Consider the following 18284-nt stretch of genomic DNA (forward strand, 5'->3'; position numbering starts at 1 on the left):
ACGCAGAGTGCCGCTAAAGGATGCAAGCCGCTGCCTCCCGCGACCATTCGAGCGGGGGGCAAAATCATTCCGTTCCTCGAGCCTGTCGAGTAACGGCAATTTTGACCGATTCGGGCTTGTCAAACCGGTCGCTGCGGGGGAATCTATCGCCTGGTGGCGGGGGGTATGGTGCAGCTTACAAAATTCTAAGCCATTGATCTCGTTATTATCACTTCCAGTTATGGAAGTGAATTCGCACTTTAGTTTCGTTACTGACTGGGCGGTCTTTTCGACAAGCCTGCCCGACAACCATCGTTTCGGTCTCAAAGGCAGCGAATTCTGGCTCCAAGCGTCTGCAATGTTGCGACCACAGCGCCTGTCAGCGATCGACAAAACAATAACGCCAGTGGCAATCCCCTGCAATAGCTGCTCTCGTTATCGACCGCGAATATCGGGAACCGGACGCGGAGGTGCTTCTGCCCGGCATCATCCATGTTGCCCGCCGCCGAAGCCGGAGCATTGCCTGCCCGCGATCGAGATCGAGATCTCAATACCTCGGTCGCAGCCGGACAACGCATTCACGATACGCCCCCGAAAGTCTCGTCTGCAGACCGGGTCGGCGCTGCTTGAGAACCAGCCCCTCCCCTGCTTCATGGTCATTCGGTTCGGCCGCATGGCGAGGCCGGCCAGACTGCCGTGCGCCTCGACCAGCCATCGCGCGATGGATGCGGTGTCACATGGCGGAAGGGCAATCGGCTCGATATCTCCAAGCATCGACCGATGAAAAATGCACGTCCGACGATGCACGCGATCGCCTCGTCACGGGCGTGCGACAGCCGAGCCTCGGCCGGGTCAGACCTCGGCCAAAGGCTCTTCCCGGCACGAGGCCTGGCGCGTCACCAGGCGAATCCCTGAACTCGGATGTAGGTCCGCTTGCCTGATTGCCCGTTGTCCGCGGACAACTTCCAATCAGACGATGGCCGCAAAGCCTATTCAACACGCCCCGCAACTGGTGTGCATGGCAGCGAAATGCGAGGGGCGCACCGACGCCGAATGGATGCAAAGAGCAGCGCTGCGGCGTCTCCCTCGAGGCAATGGCCTTCGGCCTGTGCCCCTTAGGATGAGGGACGCCTAGAGGGTGCCGCCGTCCATAGGAGACGCCAGGAATCTGCGCCCAACAACGAGCGCTGGAGAATGCCGTGCCGTGGCCCACGAGAGCCTCATCCCGAGGCGCACCGCCTCGAAGGACGAGGCGGGCGCGCCGACGTCGAAGGAATGCAAGGAGCAGCGCTGGAGCGGACCCTTCGAGGCTCCGGCCGTCGGCCTGCGCGCCTCAGGATGAGGAACGCCCTGAGGGTGCCGTCCTCAACAAGGGACACTGCGGATCTGCGCTCCAATAGTGCGCGTTGAAGAACCCGCGCCACCGCACACGAGGGCATCATCCTGAGGCGCCCCGCAAGAGGCCTCGAAGGGCGAGGCCGGTGCGCCGACGCCGAAGGAGTGCAAGGAACGGCGCTGAGCACGTCCTTCGAGGCTCCGGCTGTCGGCCTGCGTGTCTCAAGATGAGGCGCACGCTGGAGGATGCGCCCCCAACAAGGGGCGGTAGATTTCCTGCGTCTCAATTTCAGGCGTTGAAGATTCCGATACTACCCCCGAGAGCCTCACCCTGAAGCGCGCCGCTCGGGGCCTCGACGGGCGATGCGGGTGCGCCGACGTCGAGGGAAATGCAAGGAGCAGCGTCGGCGCCGCGCGCTAAAGGTGAGGAAGGATCAGCTATGCAAAAGCCTGAGCGTCGAGAATACGGGATTGATCGTAAATGGGTTGTCCGCGGACAACCCGGTGACCATCGAGACAGAACAAGTTCTCGAGAACACTTCACCTTACGCTGTCGTCCAATTGAGCCTGAGGCGCTCCCCGCAAACGCCTCAAAGGACGCAGCGACCTGCTCGCTTCGGGAATGAGTGGCGGCGCAGCGCAAGTTGTCCGCGGACAACGCCGCCGAATCCGGCCGCGAGCAATAATCAAAAGCTGCGCCCAATTCGACCCTCTTGCAGCGTCACCCGTCTTGCCACCCAGCCGCCAAGCTTGAATTTGCCGCGTCGCGGCACTACCTCGTGATGGACCGAAGCGCTTCACCCCTCCGAGCCGCTTGGGTCCGACAGACAGTCATTCCTCCTCCCAGGCTGTCGCTCACTATCGAAGCCCGGTGCCTCTCCCGCGCCGGGCTTTCGCTGTTTCGGCAAACCACTGGAGTAGCCGGACAGGCCACATCCTCCATTTCTTCCGCTCCTATCGATCCGGTCCTCAAACGGGATCGGCGGAGCCGGCGGCAAAGTTCATTGCCTGCGTCGCCAACCTGCGCCGAAGCTGCCGCCTTGCCGCCGGCGGTGGTGCGCAATTCATATGAACTTTCGCCGCATGGCCGCGGCTCGAATACTCGGCGCCTCCGGCTCGATCTCGAAGATCATCGACAGCAAATTTCAACAGCAGAGTTTCCCGCTTCAACTGGGGAGAGGCGCCGTTGGCGAGCTTGCGCTAAGCTTCGGGAAGGCCGGATCTAAGGTCGACACTCCGAACGTGTCATCGCCCATACCATCTCCGCCGGATGCTCGGGTGTTGCGATGTCGTCGCTGATCAAACCTGCGGCCGACTGATCGCGCCGGGCGAAGGGGCGAGGGGCATCGAGATCTTCGGCGTGGTGGGCTGCGTCGCTGTTCGCAACGGAGATGCAGCAGTCGGCACTCTGGAAGGAATGCTTCAGGGATCGTCATAGCAGAGCGCCCATTGGTCGCCGATATACCAGCAGCGTCCTATCCGCGGGTCCGTCTTCCAGAGCAGGCTTTTGATGAACTCGATGCCGCCACGCTTGAAGGCGGCCGTCAGCTTCTCCACCTCGGCCTCGTCGGTCGTCAATCCGCCATTGGCGCAGACGAAATACGCATTGCCGATCCAACGCGCCGCATATCCATTCGCGCCGCGCTCGATACGCAGTGCGGCGCCATGGGATGCATGGCGACCGCCGTTCGACGGTCGGCCCTGGCGCGGTACGCCAAGCGGCAACACCAGGCGCCCTCCGGCTCGCAGCTTTTCGATCCACGGCGCTGCGGGACGCCCGACGGCGAAATTCACGCAGATCGCATCCACTTCTTGCTGCGGCCATTGGTTGCCGTCGGCGGTGATGACGCTGACATTGGACCGGTCGGCAAGCGCTGCTTGGGCATGGCCGGCCAGATCGGGGTCCATTTCTACGGCATAGACATGCCCGGTGGCGCCCACCAGCTCCGCGAGAATGGCGCTATAATAACCGGTGCCGGCACCGATATGAGCGATGCGATCACCGATCCGGGCGTCCAATTCCGCCAGGAGGCGGGCATGCAGCGACGGGCTGCCATTGTTGACGCCCTTGTCGGGCTGCAAGGCGAACAGCGCATCCTGATAGGCCAGAACCACATCTGAGGAGAGCAGGGGGCGATATCCGCCACCGAGATTGGCGATCTGCCATGGCGGCGCACCGAGGAATTTTTCGCGAGGGACAGCGGCAAAGGCAGCCTCGATCCGCGGGTTCGTCGTTCCGGCGGTTGCCGTCACCTGATGGGCGTAAGCGCGGCGGATCAACGCAAGTTCGTCGGTCGTGAACATCGCAGCGGACATGGCTAATCTCCGGACATGACTTTGATCGGTGCCGTTTTCTCCGTCTTTGCGCCTGCAGATCTCTCCACGCTCGATACCTGGCCGCTGTCGACGGCGGATAGCGTCCTGAAGCAGTCTGCACGCATGGCGGAAGTTAAGCTCATTTTTGCTTCCATTGCAGAAAACTACGTTGTTACGTCATGGGCTTAACATGGCAACACTATATAATTCGAACCCGCCGCCGCAGGTCAGAACCGACCTGCACGCGGGCATCACCGGCGCGCGGCGTCGACACCTCCCCATAACGCCGTCGAGGCATTCAGCCGTGCGGCGTCGCGCGACCCATGGCGTTTACGCTGAAACGCGTCTTGATCCTGTCGACTTGCGTTCCGTCCTGAAGCGGAACCTGAACCAGCCTGTCATAGGTCTCAAAGCCCATCTTCGCGTAATAGCCAAGTCCGCTGATATTGTCGGCGCGGATGGTCGCATTGATGAATTCCAGCCCGAGCTCTTTTGCTGCCGCTCTTGTCGCGGGAAAAAGCGCGCTGCCGACGCCCGCGGTCTTTGGGCTCAGGCGGGCAAAGGTCGCAATGTCGGCGACGCCTTTCGGCGGATCGCCGTATAAGCTCAGCGATTGAAAGCCGACAAGCGACTGATCGTGCTCTGCAACATGGCAGACAAGCGGAAACTCGCCGTCGATGAACCAATCGACGAACTCGGCGGCCGAAAGCGGGGTCTCGAGCGCTGTCGTTCCGCCTGCCCGGATGAGCTCGTTCAGGAGAGCGCTCAACTCTTCGGCGTCGGGGGAGGCGGCTTTTCGGATGTGCATGTCTTGGCTACCTCGTCGTTCGCCAACAACCTATCGGCGAGATTTTGAGATGACAAGTCACCATTTCGTCTGCCAGGATGAGGCATCGTCCAGCGCACCCGACACCGATTTCGCGTTCGCCGATTGCGCGGAAACTGTCGTCAGGCGTTCAATCGCTGCTGCGTCTGCCGGTCGAAGAAATGAACCTTGGAGGTTTCGAAGGAAAGCTTCACCGGCTGTTCCGGGACGAGCTCGACACGTTCGCGCACGACCCATGTCAGCTCCCGGCCGTCGACTTCCACGGCGACATGGGTTTCCGATCCCGTCGGTTCGACCACCTTGACCACGGCATCCACCCCGTTCTCGCCGCCGAAGGCGATGTCTTCCGGGCGGATGCCGAGCGTCAGCGGCCGGTTGGCGGAATTTGCCGGCGCCCGCGAGAGCGCCACGCGCGAACCGCTGGACAGCGCCAATGCCGGCTTTCCCCCATCGTCGATCGTCCCTTCGAGAAAATTCATGGCGGGGGAGCCAAGGAAACCGGCGACGAAGATGTTGCGCGGCCTGTCATAGAGCTCGAGCGGGCTGCCGATCTGCTCGACGCGGCCGCCATGCAGCACGACGATCTTGTCGGCCATGGTCATGGCTTCGATCTGGTCATGGGTGACGTAGACGATGGTGGTCTTCAGCCGCTGGTGCAGGGCCTTGATCTCCGCCCGCATCTTTACACGCAGTTTCGCATCGAGATTGGAGAGCGGCTCGTCGAACAGAAAGACTTTGGGATCACGAACGATGGCGCGGCCCATGGCGACGCGCTGGCGCTGCCCACCGGAAAGCTGGGCCGGCTTGCGGTGGAGAAGCGGCTGCAAGCCGAGAATAGCGGCGGCTTCGCCGACCTTCTTCTCGATCTCAGGCCGCTTGGCGCCGGCAAGCTCCAGCGCGAAGCCCATGTTCTGGGAGACGGTCATCTGAGGGTACAGCGCGTAGTTCTGGAAGACCATCGCGATATCGCGATCCTTCGGCTGCAAATTGTTCACCACCCGGCCGTCGATGCTGATCTGGCCGCCGGTGACGTCTTCGAGCCCGGCGATCATGCGCAGCAAGGTCGACTTGCCGCAGCCGGAGGGGCCGACGAGAATGGTGAATTCACCATCGGCGATCTCGACGTCGACACCATGAATAATATCGACGGTGCCGAAGGATTTCTTGACGTTTCTGATGCTCAAGCCTGACATTTTGGACCCCTTGATTAGTTCTTCCCGCGTCGGCGCACGCGCAGCGCCTGGTATGGCTTGCGCGGGATTTTGACGCCGAAGGCCGCGTCCGGCTTGCCGCCGCGCACGATCGAGCCATGGCGGGTCGGATGCGGAACGGGCGCGGCCACCTTTTCAGCCGGCGTGATCGTCATCTCCCAGGTGTCGATGATATCGACATCGTAATCGTCGCCATCGACAGGCAGGCCAGTGGACCAGATGACCGGCTGATGTTCGCCGAAATAGATCAGCCGGAAATCGCCGTCGCCGTCACGCGCGCCCGATACCCGCGACCAGGGCCATTCGCCGATGATACCGAGCGGCTCGAGCCCATGTTTGACGTCGGCCTCCAGCAGATCGCGAAGGAAGCCGATGCGCTTCCAGGCCTCGCCGCGCAGCTCGCCGCCCTTGGCCCACCAGATCAGATCCTCGGGATGGGAATAGGTCTCGCCATGGCCGGCATAACCGCCGCGCGCCATGGTGATCCAGAAGCGATGCACGAGTTCCCCCGCATGGAGATTGCCCCATGACTGCAGGATGTCGCCCTCATATTCCGGCTCGTCGTTGACGACAGGCTTGCCATAGGCATCGCGCCATTCCTGGGTGCGCTTGACGTCAGGGTTCTGAATGCAGCTATGCGTGACCCACGGCTTGCGATGATCGAAATTCGCCGTAACGTCGCCATTGTGGATGGAACGCAGGTGCTGGTAGGGGTCGTTTTCCTCCAGGATGTGGAAGTAGCGGTCCCACTGCGCCATCGGTTTGGTGTCGATGAGGAAATCATATTCATTGGCGAGCGACCACCAGACGTTCCGGCAGGCGGAAAGACGCGCGGCCAGATATTCGACATAGCGGAAATCCTGCGCGGCCGACATGTCGGCATAGCCCCAGCGGTCATAGGGGTGGAAGATGATGATATCGGCCTCGATGCCGAGTTCGCAAAGCGCCGCGACCTGCTTTTCGAAATGCTGGAAGGCGGCGGGGTTGGGCCGGTCGAAATCTTGGCCGCCATCCGCGCCGCGTTCGAAGCAGGCATGCAGCGGCTCGTTGACATTATAGGGATAGTCCTTTGGAAACACGCCCATGCGCATCTTGTTGAAACGCGCCGTCTTGAGGGTTTCCAGCGTCTGCTTCTGCATGTCGAGCGGCTGGTGCGTCCAGGCGTAGCAGGTTGTTCCGAAGGAGAGGAACGGCGTGCCGTCGGCATAGGCGAAGTGGAATTTGTTGCGCACGCGCACCGGGCCGTGATTGCCGGCCGAAGGTGCGGTCGCGGTCAAAACACCGGTCTTGCCGTCGAGGGCCGCAGTCTTGGAGCGCGTCTTGAACGACCACTCACCCTCACTGTCGGGCATGAAACGGATGCGATAAGTGCCGTTGCCGTCATAGAAGCCCGGCACGCGCACATCGCGGCTCTTCTGGGTGAACACGGCATCGAATGCCACGTCGAGATAGGGATTGCCGCCGGCCGGCCCCTCGAAGGCGGCCTCGAACACACCCCATTTTTCGACTGTTGCATCAGACATTCTGTCTCTCCTCGTGAGATAAGATTTCGCGATCAGCCCTTGACGGCGCCGGAGGTGAGGCCGGAGACGAAGTAGCGCTGGAACATGAGATAGACGATCGTCGCCGGCAGAACGGTCATGACGATCGCCGCGTTGAGCTGGCCGTAATTGCTGGAGAACTGCCCCTGGAATGACATCAGGCCGAGCGGCAAGGTCCACATGTGCTGGTCCTGCAGCAGCACCAGCGCCATGGCGAATTCGTTCCAGGTGGAAACGAAATCGAGGATGAGCAGCGCGGCAAGCACGGGCAGGCACACCGGTAGGAAGATCCGCCGGAAGATGGTGAAGTGGGTGGCGCCGTCGATGAGGGCTGCTTCCGACAGCTCCTTGGGAATGCCCTTGAAGAAGCCGTGCAGGATGAAGACCTGGTAGGGAACGCCGAAGGCGATATAGGGCAGGATGACGCCGGGATAGGTGTCGATCAGTCCGAAGGAATTGACCAGGGTGAAGAGCGGCGCCAGCATCACCTGAAAGGGGATCATCGTGCCGAAGACGACGACGAGCAGCAGGGCCTTGCTGATCTTCAGCTTGATCTTGGCCAGAGCATAGGCGGCCATGGCCGACAGGAACAGGCCGAGCGGCACCTTGATGACGGTGATGACGACGCTGTTCAGAAAGGAGTTGGCGAAATTGCCGCGGCTCCAGGCAGCGCTGTAATTGTCATAGGCAAGCTCGGTCGGCGGCATGAAGGCGCCGGTGCTCGTCACCGCCGCCGGCGTCTTCAGCGAGGTAAAGACGATGAACACGAAGGGCGCAACCCAGACGAGGGCGACGACGACAAGCGTGATCCAGAGGCCGATCAGAACGGGATCGCGCTTCATCGACGACGGCTGGACTTCGAGATGCACGGCGGCGGTATCGCTCGGCACTGCTGTCACGATTCGACCTCCTCGTGTTTCTGGGTCCATCTCAAATAGGGAATGACGACGGCCATGGTGATCAGCAGCAGGACGACGGAGATCGCCGCACCCCGGCCGAAATCGAAGATCTGCATGGCCTGCGTGAAGGCCCAGAGCGCCAGCATCTGGGTGGACTGCGCCGGCCCGCCGCCGGTCAGGCCGTAGACGATATCGAAGGCCTTCAGCGAGGAGATGATCGAAAGAACGAGAACGATGGTGATCGTCGGGCGCAATGCCGGCAGCGTCACATGCTTGAACACCGCCCAGCGGCCGGCGCCGTCGATGCGCGCGGCCTCGACCAGCGTCTGCGAGACACTCTGCAGGCCGGCCAGGAACAGCACCATCGAGAAACCCACCGTCTGCCAGAGATAGGCGACGAAGACAGAATAGAGGGCGATATCCCTGTTGCCGAGCCAGTCCTTGATCCAGCTCTGCATGCCCCAGGAGGTCAGCAGCTGGGCGAACAGGCCAAAGAAGGGATCGTACATCCATTTCCACATGGTGGCGACGGCGATCGGCGCGATGATGACGGGCAGATAGAAGATCGCCCTCAGGCCATTGCGGCCGAAGATCTTCTGATTGAGGCTGAGCGCCAGGAGCAGTCCGACCATCGGCGGGAAGATCAGGCTCATCAAAGTCCAGATCACCGTGTTGCGGAAAGCAACCCAGAAGACCGGGTCCCGGGTGAAGATCGCCGAATAATTGGCAATGCCCACGAATTGCCGGTTGGCATCCAGCCCGTTCCACTTCTGGAAGCTCAGGATGACGACGTTGAGCATCGGGTAGAGCGCAAAGACCGCATAGATCGCCAGCGCCGGCACCAGCAGGATCGCCGCTTGCACGCGCGGATCATGAGTCGATTGTCGAAGTGACATGCTTTCCTCCTGAGGGCAAAGCAGCCGCCAGCTGATGAAAGAATGTGCCAGCCGATCAACTCAGCGGTCGATCGACTGGCGCCTTGGAAGGAATCAGCTTCTGCTTGCGATGAAACTCTGCAGCTGCTTGGCCGCGTCGGCCGGCTCGGTGTTGCCGGAGGCGACGTCGTTGATGACGCGGAAATATTCCGTCGTGACATCGAGCGGGAAGGCCTGATCGCCGTTCATGTAGACCTTGCCGTACTTCTGGAAGATCTCCAGCCATTCCGCCTCGAGCGGCTTCTGGTTGGCGTATTGGACGTTCTTGTTGACGGAGGTCGAGCTCAACTGGCCGAGCAGATCCTGCTGCACCTTCGTCGACAGGAAATAGTCGAGGAATTTGGCGGCTATATCAGGATTCTTGCTCTTGGTGCTGATGTAGTTGTACTCGGCGAAGCCATAGAGACGCTCGGTATTGGTCGGGAAGGGGAAGATGCCGTAATCGTCGAGATTGGCGCCGGAGCCGTTGAGCTGGCTGACCAACCAGTCGCCTTCGAGCATCATCGCCGCGCGGCCTGCGGTGAAGAGGCTGTAGGACTGCTTGTTGTCGATGCCCATGAACGGCTGCAGCGTATAATCCTTCGTCCACTTCGCAAACTCGGCGAAGGCGTCCGTCGCACAAGGTTCCTTGGTCCAGTCCAGCGTCATAGCCTTCAGTGCATCATGCTTTTCGGCGCCGCACTTGGTTTCGAGTATGACGTCCATCAGGCGCATGACGTGCCAGTTGACGGTGCCACCGAAGGTGAAGGCGGGGATGCCGGCGGCTTTCAGCTTGTCGGCCGCGGCGAGAAGTTCCTCATAGGTCTTCGGCTCTTCCTTGATGCCGGCCTGTTCGAAAAGCTTCTTGTTGTAATAGACGGCTTCGCCCTTGAAGGTGAAGGGAACGCCGTGCTTGCCGCCGGGATAGAGGTCGGCGAAAGCCGCAGCGGCGGGCAGCAATTCGTCGTTCCATTTATATTCGGCATAATATTTGTCGAGTGGCAGGGAGAGACCGGCCTTCACATATTCGCCGCCAAGGCCGAGGCCCGCCCAGCTGAAATAAATGTCGGGGCCTTTGTCGGAACCGGCCGCGACACGCAGGGCCGTCTTGTGTTCGTCGACGGCGCGCTGAACGATCTCGACATGGGTTCCGGGGTTTGCCGCTTCGAAATCCGTCGCAACCTTCTTGAGCGCGCCGTTGGCGGCGTTGTTGTCGAAGTTGAGGGTCCAGAGCGTGATGTCTTCGGCAACAGCCGGAGTTGCAGCCAGAGACGCCACAGCCATCGCGACGATGCTCGCAGTCTTCAATTTCGCAGATAGGGTCAGCATTACCGTCCTCCTCTTGATAAGCCGGCCCCTTGTCGCAGATGATCATTTACATGTCAACTGGTATGATGAGATAACCATCGCGATGCCGGATGAATTTTGCAATGGAAGCGATGATGATGACGGCCGAGGCGGCACCCGGATCGATATGGCCAATCACTCGATCCCCCAGCCGCGAAGCCCGTCCCTTGGCCGCTGTCATCTCCCGGGTCGCTTCGCAGCCTTGGCGCGCTGCCCGCTCCGCCATGTCGAAGCATTCAGGAAGGGCGGTTCCCGACGCCCAGGCCCTGAGCGCCGCATCGGTCGCCGGCTTCCAGGCGTCGACCATGGTCTTTTCGCCGGGCTCCGCCTTGCCGCGTTCCTGAATGCCTTGCGCCATCGCCGCGAAAGCCCGCACAAAATCGTCATCGCTCAGGTCAGACCTGTCCTTGACCGAAGCGCCGGCGCGCATGAAGGCGGTGGCATAGAGCGGGCCCGATGACGCGCCGACCGCATTCAGAAATGCCTTTGCAGCAGCGTTGAAGGCAGGCGTCGGCGCAGTCTGCGCGGCATCGAGCCCGCTGATCGCCTTGGCGGCGGCTTCACAGCCGGCGTCCATGGCAAGGCCGTGATCTCCGTCGCCGATGGCGCCATCCAGCTCGCAGAGATGATCGCGCTGCGCGGCGATGTCCTCGGCGATAAGGATAAAGAGGTGCTGCAGGTCTTTCGTCGTGATCAGCATCGATCACCTCGTAAACATGGCGCAATCGCAGGGATGGTCGATCAGCCGCTGAAGCTCGTCGTCGAGGTGCATGAGCGTCACCGAAGCGCCGGCCATTTCGAGCGACGTGCAGTAATTCCCGACGAGCGAGCTATGGATGACAAGCCCCGCCTCGTCGAGCCGCACCTTCACGCGCCGCATCATGATGTAGAGCTCCATCATCGGCGTGGAGCCCAGCGAGTTGACGAGCACGGCGACACGGTCGCCCCGTTCTGCCTTCATCTCGCGGAGGATGCTGTCCATCAGTTCGTCGGTCACCGCGTCGGCCGCCTTCAGCGGCTCGCGGGCCATGCCGGGCTCGCCATGGATGCCCATGCCGATCTCCATCTCGCCGTCGCCGATCAGGAAATTCGGTTTCAAGGTCTGCGGCAGCGAACAAGGCGCGAGCGCCACACCCATCGTATAGGTTCGCGCATTGGCATGGCGGGCGGCGCGCTCGACCTCGTCGAAGGAATAGAGAAGATCGCAGGCAGCACCAGCGGCCTTGAAGATGAAGACATTGCCCGCCACGCCGCGCCGCCTGTCCCTCTGATCGGCGGGGGCGGACGCGACATCGTCGGTGGTCAGGACGGTGCGCACCTCGATCTCGTCAAGCGCCAGCATTTCGGCGGCCATGTCGAAGTTCATGACGTCGCCGGCATAATTGCCGTACATGAAGAGCACGCCGGCGCCGCCGTCGACGGCTTTGGCGCAGGCGATGATCGGATCGGGGGGCGGCGAGGCGAAGACATTGCCGATCGCGGCAGCATCCGCCAGCCCCTTGCCGACATAGCCGAGGAATGTCGGTTCGTGCCCGGACCCGCCGCCGATCACCAGCCCGACCTTGCCCTTGCGCGGTCCGTTTCTGGCAATGATGGCGCGCGGCATGTCGTCCACGGCATAAAGGTGCTCGGGATGGGCCGCGAGAACGCCTTGCAGCATCTCATCGACGGCATCTGCGCCTGCATTGATAAGCTTTTTCGTCTTCACGCCGATCCTCCCCAGAACGAGCTCCGACTGCATAGATGCGGCTGTATCGCCGGAGGTCAATCCGCCAGCGGCAAGACGACCGTCCCGAAAGGCGCGAGCCGCAGCTCTTTATCCAGAGCACCGCCGTCGACCCTTCGCTCTTTGCTGGTCAGATTGACCACATAGATCCTGGCGCCTGCGGCATCCCGCGCCACGAAGGACAGCACTTCGGACGGCGAAGACGAGACGCATTCCTGCCAGGACGCGCCGGCGAGGGCCGACAAGGTCCGCACCGTGTTGAACAGCGGCCGCCGCCCGCCTTGCTCGACCGGTTCATCCGGGCCGGCGATCAGGCCGAAAGGGCCGGTCAGTGCCGAAAGCGTCAGGCATTCGAGATCGGCATTCAGCACCCGGATCGCGTAGCCGAGCGCGAAAGCCTCCGCGAAACGCCCGTTGTGGCGCGGGTCGCGATTGGCCATCGGGATGCGTCCGCCCGCAGGATTGTCCATGGTGCGGCTACCATAAGGGTTCTGCCGCATCGGGATCGTCGACGGGCCGATGCGGTAGGGCTTGTCGCGGTAGACCGCGCGGACGGATCGCGTGATGAAGGGCAGCGCTTCCAATGTCTGCATGACGCTGAGATCGTCGGCCGCATGCACGATCGGATTGGTGCAATGGCTGACGAAATCGATCTCGCCTGATGGCACGCGCTTGCGGTTGAGCTCGGTGAAATAGCTCAGCATGCCGCCGCCGATGCGAGTGCCGGGGAAGGCGGCGCGGGCCGCGGCATAGATCTCTTCGAGGGGAGGGCAGTCCGGCCATTTGCTGCCAGGCGGCGTCGATTGCCGATCGACGGAAGGCGAGATCAGGATCGCTTCCGGCTCGAAGTCCGCGCGCTGCATCTGGCGGGCAATCTCGGCCGCTTCGCTTGATGGCGACGACTTGCAGGCAAGCGCGATCTCCAGCGTCGTACGGCCAGGATGGTCGGCAGCGATAGCGGCAAATTTCTGCAGCGCTTCGACGCCATGTCCAGCGTTCGGATCGAAATGGAAGAGAAGCTCGCGCGGCGCGATCTCCGACAGGAGGGACCGAGCCGAGAGGGTCGCATCGGCCTCCTGCGGCGTAACGACCACACCGATATCGGGCATGGTGCCGGTCCGTGTTCCAAGTTCGAGCCTTATGACATCGCTCGACGTCGCGGCTGAGACCGCTGCGGAACGGCTGGCGTCCCTGATCATCAGCGACGTCTTCTGCCGAACCGGTTGGTTGGCGGGAATCCGATAAGGCCAGGGCAGGGCGAGCGGCCTGACATAAGTCTTGTAAGAGGCATCGGACCAGTTCCTCTGATCCTCCATTTCGAAGGTGTCACCTTCCATCCGGCATTCCGCCGTCACATCAGGCATGACCTCATGGGAAATAGCGCGCATATCCTGGAACGGCTGCCAGGGTTCGATCACATCGGGAAAGCGTGTCTCGACGATCCGGCCGTCGACATGCTCGACCGTCGCGGCTGAACCGGCGACACCGACAATCGGATGCAGGATGCAGAAGCCGCAGCGATTGGTCTCGAAGCCGGTCTCGCTCGTGGCTTCGGCCTCGAAATCGAGCCGGTCCTGATATCCGATGATGCGGACGTCGATGACGAGGCTCGTTCCGTCGGATGCCTCGCAACGTGCCCGATAAGCGACTTCGAAATGGTCGTCGCCCTGCTCGATCCTGAGATCGGCGATCTCGGGGCTGTAGGTGCCCCAGTCCCGGTCGCGAACGAGATAGGAAATCGCCCGCAGCACCTCGACACCGTCGTAACGGATGGTGCGGAGATTGCCATCGGCGAGATCGGCGGCCAGCTTTCCGGCCGTCAGGCGAACCGGCGGCGTTTCCAGAGCATGGGTGCCGTAAAGCTGGAAGGCATCGCCCGTCATTGCAGCATCGCCCCGACGTCGATGGTCTTTCCCCCGGCAGCACTGTCATAGGCAGCCTCGACAAGGGCGAAGGTCTTCAGATTGTCGACGCCTGACGTCGAGTGATCCGCGCCGCGCTTGAGTTGGTCGACCCAATGCTGCTGGATCGCGTAGACGCTCTCCTGGATATTGTGCCAGGGCCGAGAGGCCCATGATAGCAGCTTCGGAGAGACATCCATTTTGGTGGTGCCCTCGGCGTTGTTGATTTCGAGGCCATAACCCTGGCTCAGGCGGATCGTGCCCTCGGTGCCATCGAGCTCGATCAGGGTCTCCGGGAACGGCTCTTTGGAAAGCTTGGTGGCGTAGCTGACATCGACGACCGAGGTGGCGCCATTTTCATGATCGAGCAGAATGGTCGCGACGTCCTCGCCCTTGATTTTTGGATTGACCCGCCTGGTGCGCGCCGTCAGCGAGCTGACATCGCCGAGGATATAGCGAGCGATGTCGAGCGTATGAATGCCGAGATCTTCGATGATGAAGCGCTCGCCTTCGGCGAGATAGGGCTGGCCGGAAAAAACGTCGTAGCCCGAACGGAAGGAGAAGCGGCCCCAGAAGGGCGTGCCGATCGCGCCGGCATCGAGCGCCTTGCGAACCGCCTGGATCGGCGTCTGCCAACGAAAATTCTCGTGCACCATCAGGGCGACGCCGGCGTTGCGGCAGGCCTCGACCATCGCCTTCGCATCCGACAGCGTCTTGGCGAACGGCTTCTGGCAGATGGCCGGCACCTTATTGCCGGCGGCCATTTCCACCAGCGCGCGGTGGCTCTGGACGGTGGTGGCGATATCGACGAAATCGAAGCCGCCATCGGTAAACAAGGCCTCGGCATCGCTATAGCGGCGCTCGATGCCGAACTGGTCGCCGACGATGTCAAGCCGCTCCGGATCGCGGTCGCAGATCGCGACGATCCTGGCGCCGTCGACATCGCTCCAGGCGTGCATCTGGTTGATCGCAAAGAAACCGCAGCCGATCAACGCGCCTTTCAATTCGGTCATCTCAACCTGCCCTTGCCATCTGCATGAGGGTGACGCGCTGCTGCAGGCGGCGCTGCGCCTGGTCGACGACCACGGCGATGATGATGACGAGGCCCTTGATGACCATTTGCCAGAAGGAGGAAACGCCCATCATGACGAGCCCGTCGGAAAGGATGCCGATGACGAAGGCGCCGATGATCGTTCCGCCGATCGTGCCGCGGCCGCCCGACATCGAGGTGCCGCCGAGCACGGCTGCCGCGATCGCATTGAGCTCGAAGCTCTCGCCCGTGGCCGGATGGGCGGCCATCAGTTCCGAGGAGATGACGACGCCGACGATGGCGGCGCAAAGACCGGAGAACATGTAGACGAAGATCTTCACGACATCGACGCGGATACCGGACATGCGCGCGGCTCGCTCATTGCCGCCGACGGCAAAGATGTGGCGGCCGATCGGCGTCGAGCGGGCGACATAGGCGGCCACAAGCGCCAGCACGATCAGGATCCAGATCGAGACCGGCAGGCCGAGAATGCGTCCCGCGCCGAAGAAGTCGAAGCCGGTCGTGGCATATTCCGGCCGGCCGACGAGGTTCGGAAAGGTCTGACCATCCGACGACAACAGCGCCAGGCCGCGGGCGATATAGAGCGTGCCGAGTGTCGCGATGAATGGCGCAACGTTAAGCTTGGTGATCAAGAGGCCGTTGATCAGACCGATGATAAGGCCGATCGACAGCGTGATCAGCACGATCTCGAAGAGGTTGAAATAGATGGTGTAGCCGATTGGCAGTTCGATGCCGTAGAGGATCAGGCCGCCGGCAACCATGCCGCACAGCCCGACGATCGACCCGACGGAGAGGTCGATGCCGCCGGTGATGATGACGAAGGTCATGCCCATCGCCAGGAAGGCGTTCAGCGCCACATGTTTCGACATCAGGATCATGTTCGCTGTCGAGGTGAAGTTCGGCGCGAAGATCGCAAAGAAGATGATGACGGCGAAAAGCGCGATGAAGGTCCTGAGCTTCATCAATGTCAGAAGCACGGAGCCGTTGGCGCCTTTTGGCGCAAGAGTGGTAGATGTAGCCGCCATCATGACGCGAGTTTCCCTTGATGTCCGTGTCCCTTGGCCGAAGCCGCGATGATCGCTTCCTCAGTCGCCTCATCCCTGTCGAAGACAGCGACCAGTTGGCCGTTGCTCAAGACCGCGATGCGATCGGAAAGCGCCATGACCTCTTCGAGGTCGGAGGTCGAAAACAGAATGGCGAGCCCGTTTGCCGCCAGCCGGCGCATGGTGCGGAAGACGTCTGCCTTGGCGCCGACGTCGATGCCGCGGCTCGGCTCGTCCATCAGAAGCACCTTCGGATTGGTCATCAGTGCCTTACCGATGACGACCTTCTGCTGGTTGCCGCCGGACATCGAGGTGATCTCGAAATCTGGATTGGGCGCCTTGATCGAGAGATCGCGGATCGCCTCCTGAATGGCGTTCTTTTCCGCGCCGCTGTCGATATGGAAGAGCCGGGTGAAGCGCGAAAGGCTTGCAAGCGTCAGGTTGGAGGCGATGGAGAGCACCTGCACCAATCCCTCCCGCTGCCGGTCTTCCGGGATCAGAGCAAGGCCGCGGCGGATGCGCCGCGTGGTGTCGCGGGCGCGCACTTCCTTGCCGTCGATGAAGATCCTGCCGGTCGAATGCGTATGGCGCCCGATCACGCATTCGAAGAATTCGCTGCGCCCGGCGCCCATCAGGCCGTAGATGCCGAGGATCTCGCCTGCCTTGACCGACAGGGAGACATCGTTGACGGCAAGCCCGCCGGTCGGCCTCGCCAGGCTGATGTTTTCGGCGCGAAAGACCTCAGCCCCGACGGCATGCTCGACGGATTTTGCAAAATCCTTGGCGTCCGAGCCGATCATCGAGCGCACGATCCAGCGCGTGTCGATATCGCGCACCATGGCATGGCCGGTGATCTGGCCGTCGCGCAGCACCGTGATGTAGTCGCCGATCCGCATCAGCTCTTCCAGTCGGTGCGAGATATAGACGATCGCCACACCCTGGGCTTTCAGCTCGGCGATCACCTTGAACAGGATTTCGACTTCCGCCGCCGAAAGCGCGGAGGTCGGCTCGTCCATGATCAGGATGCGGGCATCGAGCGACATCGCCTTGGCGATCTCGACGAGTTGCTGCTGGCCGATCGGCAGATCCTCGACCATCGTATCCGCCTCGATGCCGGCATCGAGACGCCGCAGAAATTCATTGGCCTTTTCGACCTGCGCCTTGTGATCGATGCCGAGCAGGCCGCGGGTGATCTCGCGCCTTGTGAAAATGTTTTCGGCCACCGACATGTTGGCGAAGAGATTGAGCTCCTGGAAGATCATGCCGATGCCATTGGCCTGCGCGTCGGCCGGACTGTCGAAGGATATGGGCTTGCCATCCAGGATGATGCGGCCGAGCGTCGGGCGCTCGACGCCGGCGATGATTTTCATCAGCGTCGATTTGCCGGCGCCATTTTCGCCAACCAGAACGTTCACCGCGCCGCGGCGCAGCTCCAGATTGGCGCGCTTGACGGCGACGATGCCCGAATAGACCTTCGACACATCGTCGAGGCGCAGGATGATGTCGTCCTCTTGTGCCTCTGCCGCTGTCATGAGCCCACCTTCAGTTCCGAAGGTGTCACGAGCGGAAGCTCGCCGCTTTTCGGCAGCGGAAAGGCGCCGATCACCGTCACCGTCTTGCCGGCCAGGCCGTCGCGCGGAACGGCGGAGAGAACAGCGGTATTAGCCTTCTCGTTGAACGCCTTGCCGAACTGCGCCCATTCGATCTGGTTCTTGAATTCATTGAAATTGACGAAGTCCAGCGTGTCGCGCAGTGCGGTGCCGCGCAGCGCCGGCCCGATCTGCACCTTGGCATCGGCCTTGCCGTCGCCATCGGCGTCGAGATCAAGCGTTGCCGCGCGCGACGCCGTGTCGGCCGCAACGACCGTGCCGGTGATCTTCACCGCATAGGTCCAGGGCGAGCTGCTCTGCTTGCGAGTATTGCCGTATTTCTCGCCGGCGGCATCCGGGTTGGAGGCGGCAAGCTGCATGACGTCCTTCAGCTCGCCGGCGCGCTTTTCGAAATACGGCACGACGTCAGGCTGCCAGATCGCCTCGACCTTGGCATTCGGGTCGAAAGCGGTCTTGGCCGCTTCCGCGGCCTTCTCCTCTGCAGTCGGCGTCTTGATGATCTTGCAGCCGGGCAAGGCCGCCGCCACGACGGCGGCCAGCAGGGCGCCCTTCATTCTCAACATGCGATGAACCTCGACGTCTTGC

At 62.0% G+C, this 18284-nt stretch carries 16 protein-coding genes; 2 read left to right on the forward strand and 14 right to left on the reverse strand.

Annotation, left to right across the window (positions count from 1 at the left end; translation table 11 throughout):
* Nucleotides 1-1183 precede the first annotated feature (1183 nt).
* A complete protein-coding gene (locus HJB82_RS00385) occupies nucleotides 1184-1321 on the forward strand; it encodes a hypothetical protein (RefSeq protein WP_207585110.1) in 138 nt (45 codons plus the stop codon).
* Nucleotides 1322-2736: 1415 nt separating this feature from the next.
* Here HJB82_RS00385 and HJB82_RS00390 read toward each other — a convergent pair.
* Entirely contained in the window at nucleotides 2737-3630 is an 894-nt protein-coding gene (locus HJB82_RS00390) for a protein-L-isoaspartate O-methyltransferase (RefSeq protein ID WP_221139391.1), read from the reverse strand.
* Nucleotides 3631-3651: 21 nt separating this feature from the next.
* On the opposite strand from HJB82_RS00390, the gene HJB82_RS00395 reads away from it, so the two are divergent.
* Nucleotides 3652-3819 carry a hypothetical protein gene (locus tag HJB82_RS00395; RefSeq protein WP_221139392.1) on the forward strand — a complete coding sequence of 56 codons (168 nt, stop codon included), beginning with the start codon at nucleotides 3652-3654 and terminating at the stop codon, nucleotides 3817-3819.
* A 109-nt stretch (nucleotides 3820-3928) separates the two neighbouring features.
* Here HJB82_RS00395 and HJB82_RS00400 read toward each other — a convergent pair whose 3' ends face one another.
* From HJB82_RS00400 to HJB82_RS00460, 13 genes are all read right to left on the reverse strand, one after another.
* Complete coding sequence (locus tag HJB82_RS00400) at nucleotides 3929-4438, reverse strand: GNAT family N-acetyltransferase (RefSeq protein WP_221139393.1); 510 nt, start codon at nucleotides 4436-4438, stop codon at nucleotides 3929-3931.
* A 140-nt stretch (nucleotides 4439-4578) separates the two neighbouring features.
* Nucleotides 4579-5649: an ABC transporter ATP-binding protein gene (locus HJB82_RS00405; protein WP_221139394.1), complete on the reverse strand. Its 1071-nt coding sequence runs from the start codon at nucleotides 5647-5649 to the stop codon at nucleotides 4579-4581.
* A gap of 14 nt (nucleotides 5650-5663) precedes the next feature.
* Nucleotides 5664-7190, reverse strand: coding sequence for a DUF5060 domain-containing protein (locus tag HJB82_RS00410; RefSeq protein WP_221139395.1), 1527 nt, complete (start codon nucleotides 7188-7190; stop codon nucleotides 5664-5666).
* Nucleotides 7191-7222: 32 nt separating this feature from the next.
* Nucleotides 7223-8050 carry a carbohydrate ABC transporter permease gene (locus HJB82_RS00415; protein WP_259673899.1) on the reverse strand — a complete coding sequence of 276 codons (828 nt, stop codon included), beginning with the start codon at nucleotides 8048-8050 and terminating at the stop codon, nucleotides 7223-7225.
* Between the two features lie 53 nt (nucleotides 8051-8103).
* Nucleotides 8104-9003 carry a carbohydrate ABC transporter permease gene (locus HJB82_RS00420; protein ID WP_221139397.1) on the reverse strand — a complete coding sequence of 300 codons (900 nt, stop codon included), beginning with the start codon at nucleotides 9001-9003 and terminating at the stop codon, nucleotides 8104-8106.
* A 93-nt stretch (nucleotides 9004-9096) separates the two neighbouring features.
* A complete protein-coding gene (locus tag HJB82_RS00425; protein ID WP_221139398.1) occupies nucleotides 9097-10350 on the reverse strand; it encodes an ABC transporter substrate-binding protein in 1254 nt (417 codons plus the stop codon).
* Nucleotides 10351-10396: 46 nt separating this feature from the next.
* Complete coding sequence (gene dhaL / locus HJB82_RS00430) at nucleotides 10397-11068, reverse strand: dihydroxyacetone kinase subunit DhaL (protein WP_221116853.1); 672 nt, start codon at nucleotides 11066-11068, stop codon at nucleotides 10397-10399.
* A gap of 3 nt (nucleotides 11069-11071) precedes the next feature.
* Complete coding sequence (locus HJB82_RS00435) at nucleotides 11072-12076, reverse strand: dihydroxyacetone kinase subunit DhaK (RefSeq protein ID WP_221139399.1); 1005 nt, start codon at nucleotides 12074-12076, stop codon at nucleotides 11072-11074.
* 56 nt (nucleotides 12077-12132) lie between these two features.
* Nucleotides 12133-13977 (reverse strand): hypothetical protein, encoded by a 1845-nt coding sequence (locus HJB82_RS00440; RefSeq protein WP_221116851.1) that lies wholly within the window; start codon nucleotides 13975-13977, stop codon nucleotides 12133-12135.
* Nucleotides 13974-15008 (reverse strand): Gfo/Idh/MocA family protein, encoded by a 1035-nt coding sequence (locus HJB82_RS00445; protein WP_221116850.1) that lies wholly within the window; start codon nucleotides 15006-15008, stop codon nucleotides 13974-13976. The genes HJB82_RS00440 and HJB82_RS00445 overlap by 4 nt, the downstream gene beginning before the upstream one ends.
* Before the next feature lies 1 nt (nucleotide 15009).
* A complete protein-coding gene (locus HJB82_RS00450) occupies nucleotides 15010-16074 on the reverse strand; it encodes an ABC transporter permease (RefSeq protein WP_221116849.1) in 1065 nt (354 codons plus the stop codon).
* The gene (locus tag HJB82_RS00455) at nucleotides 16071-17621 is read right to left on the reverse strand and encodes a sugar ABC transporter ATP-binding protein (RefSeq protein WP_221116848.1); all 1551 of its coding nucleotides are present in this window, start codon (nucleotides 17619-17621) and stop codon (nucleotides 16071-16073) included. The genes HJB82_RS00450 and HJB82_RS00455 overlap by 4 nt, the downstream gene beginning before the upstream one ends.
* Nucleotides 17618-18262 carry a DUF2291 family protein gene (locus HJB82_RS00460; RefSeq protein ID WP_221139400.1) on the reverse strand — a complete coding sequence of 215 codons (645 nt, stop codon included), beginning with the start codon at nucleotides 18260-18262 and terminating at the stop codon, nucleotides 17618-17620. The genes HJB82_RS00455 and HJB82_RS00460 overlap by 4 nt, the downstream gene beginning before the upstream one ends.
* Nucleotides 18263-18284 lie beyond the last annotated feature (22 nt).

It is taken from the genome of Rhizobium sp. NZLR10, from assembly GCF_019685125.1.
GTDB lineage: Bacteria > Pseudomonadota > Alphaproteobacteria > Rhizobiales > Rhizobiaceae > Rhizobium.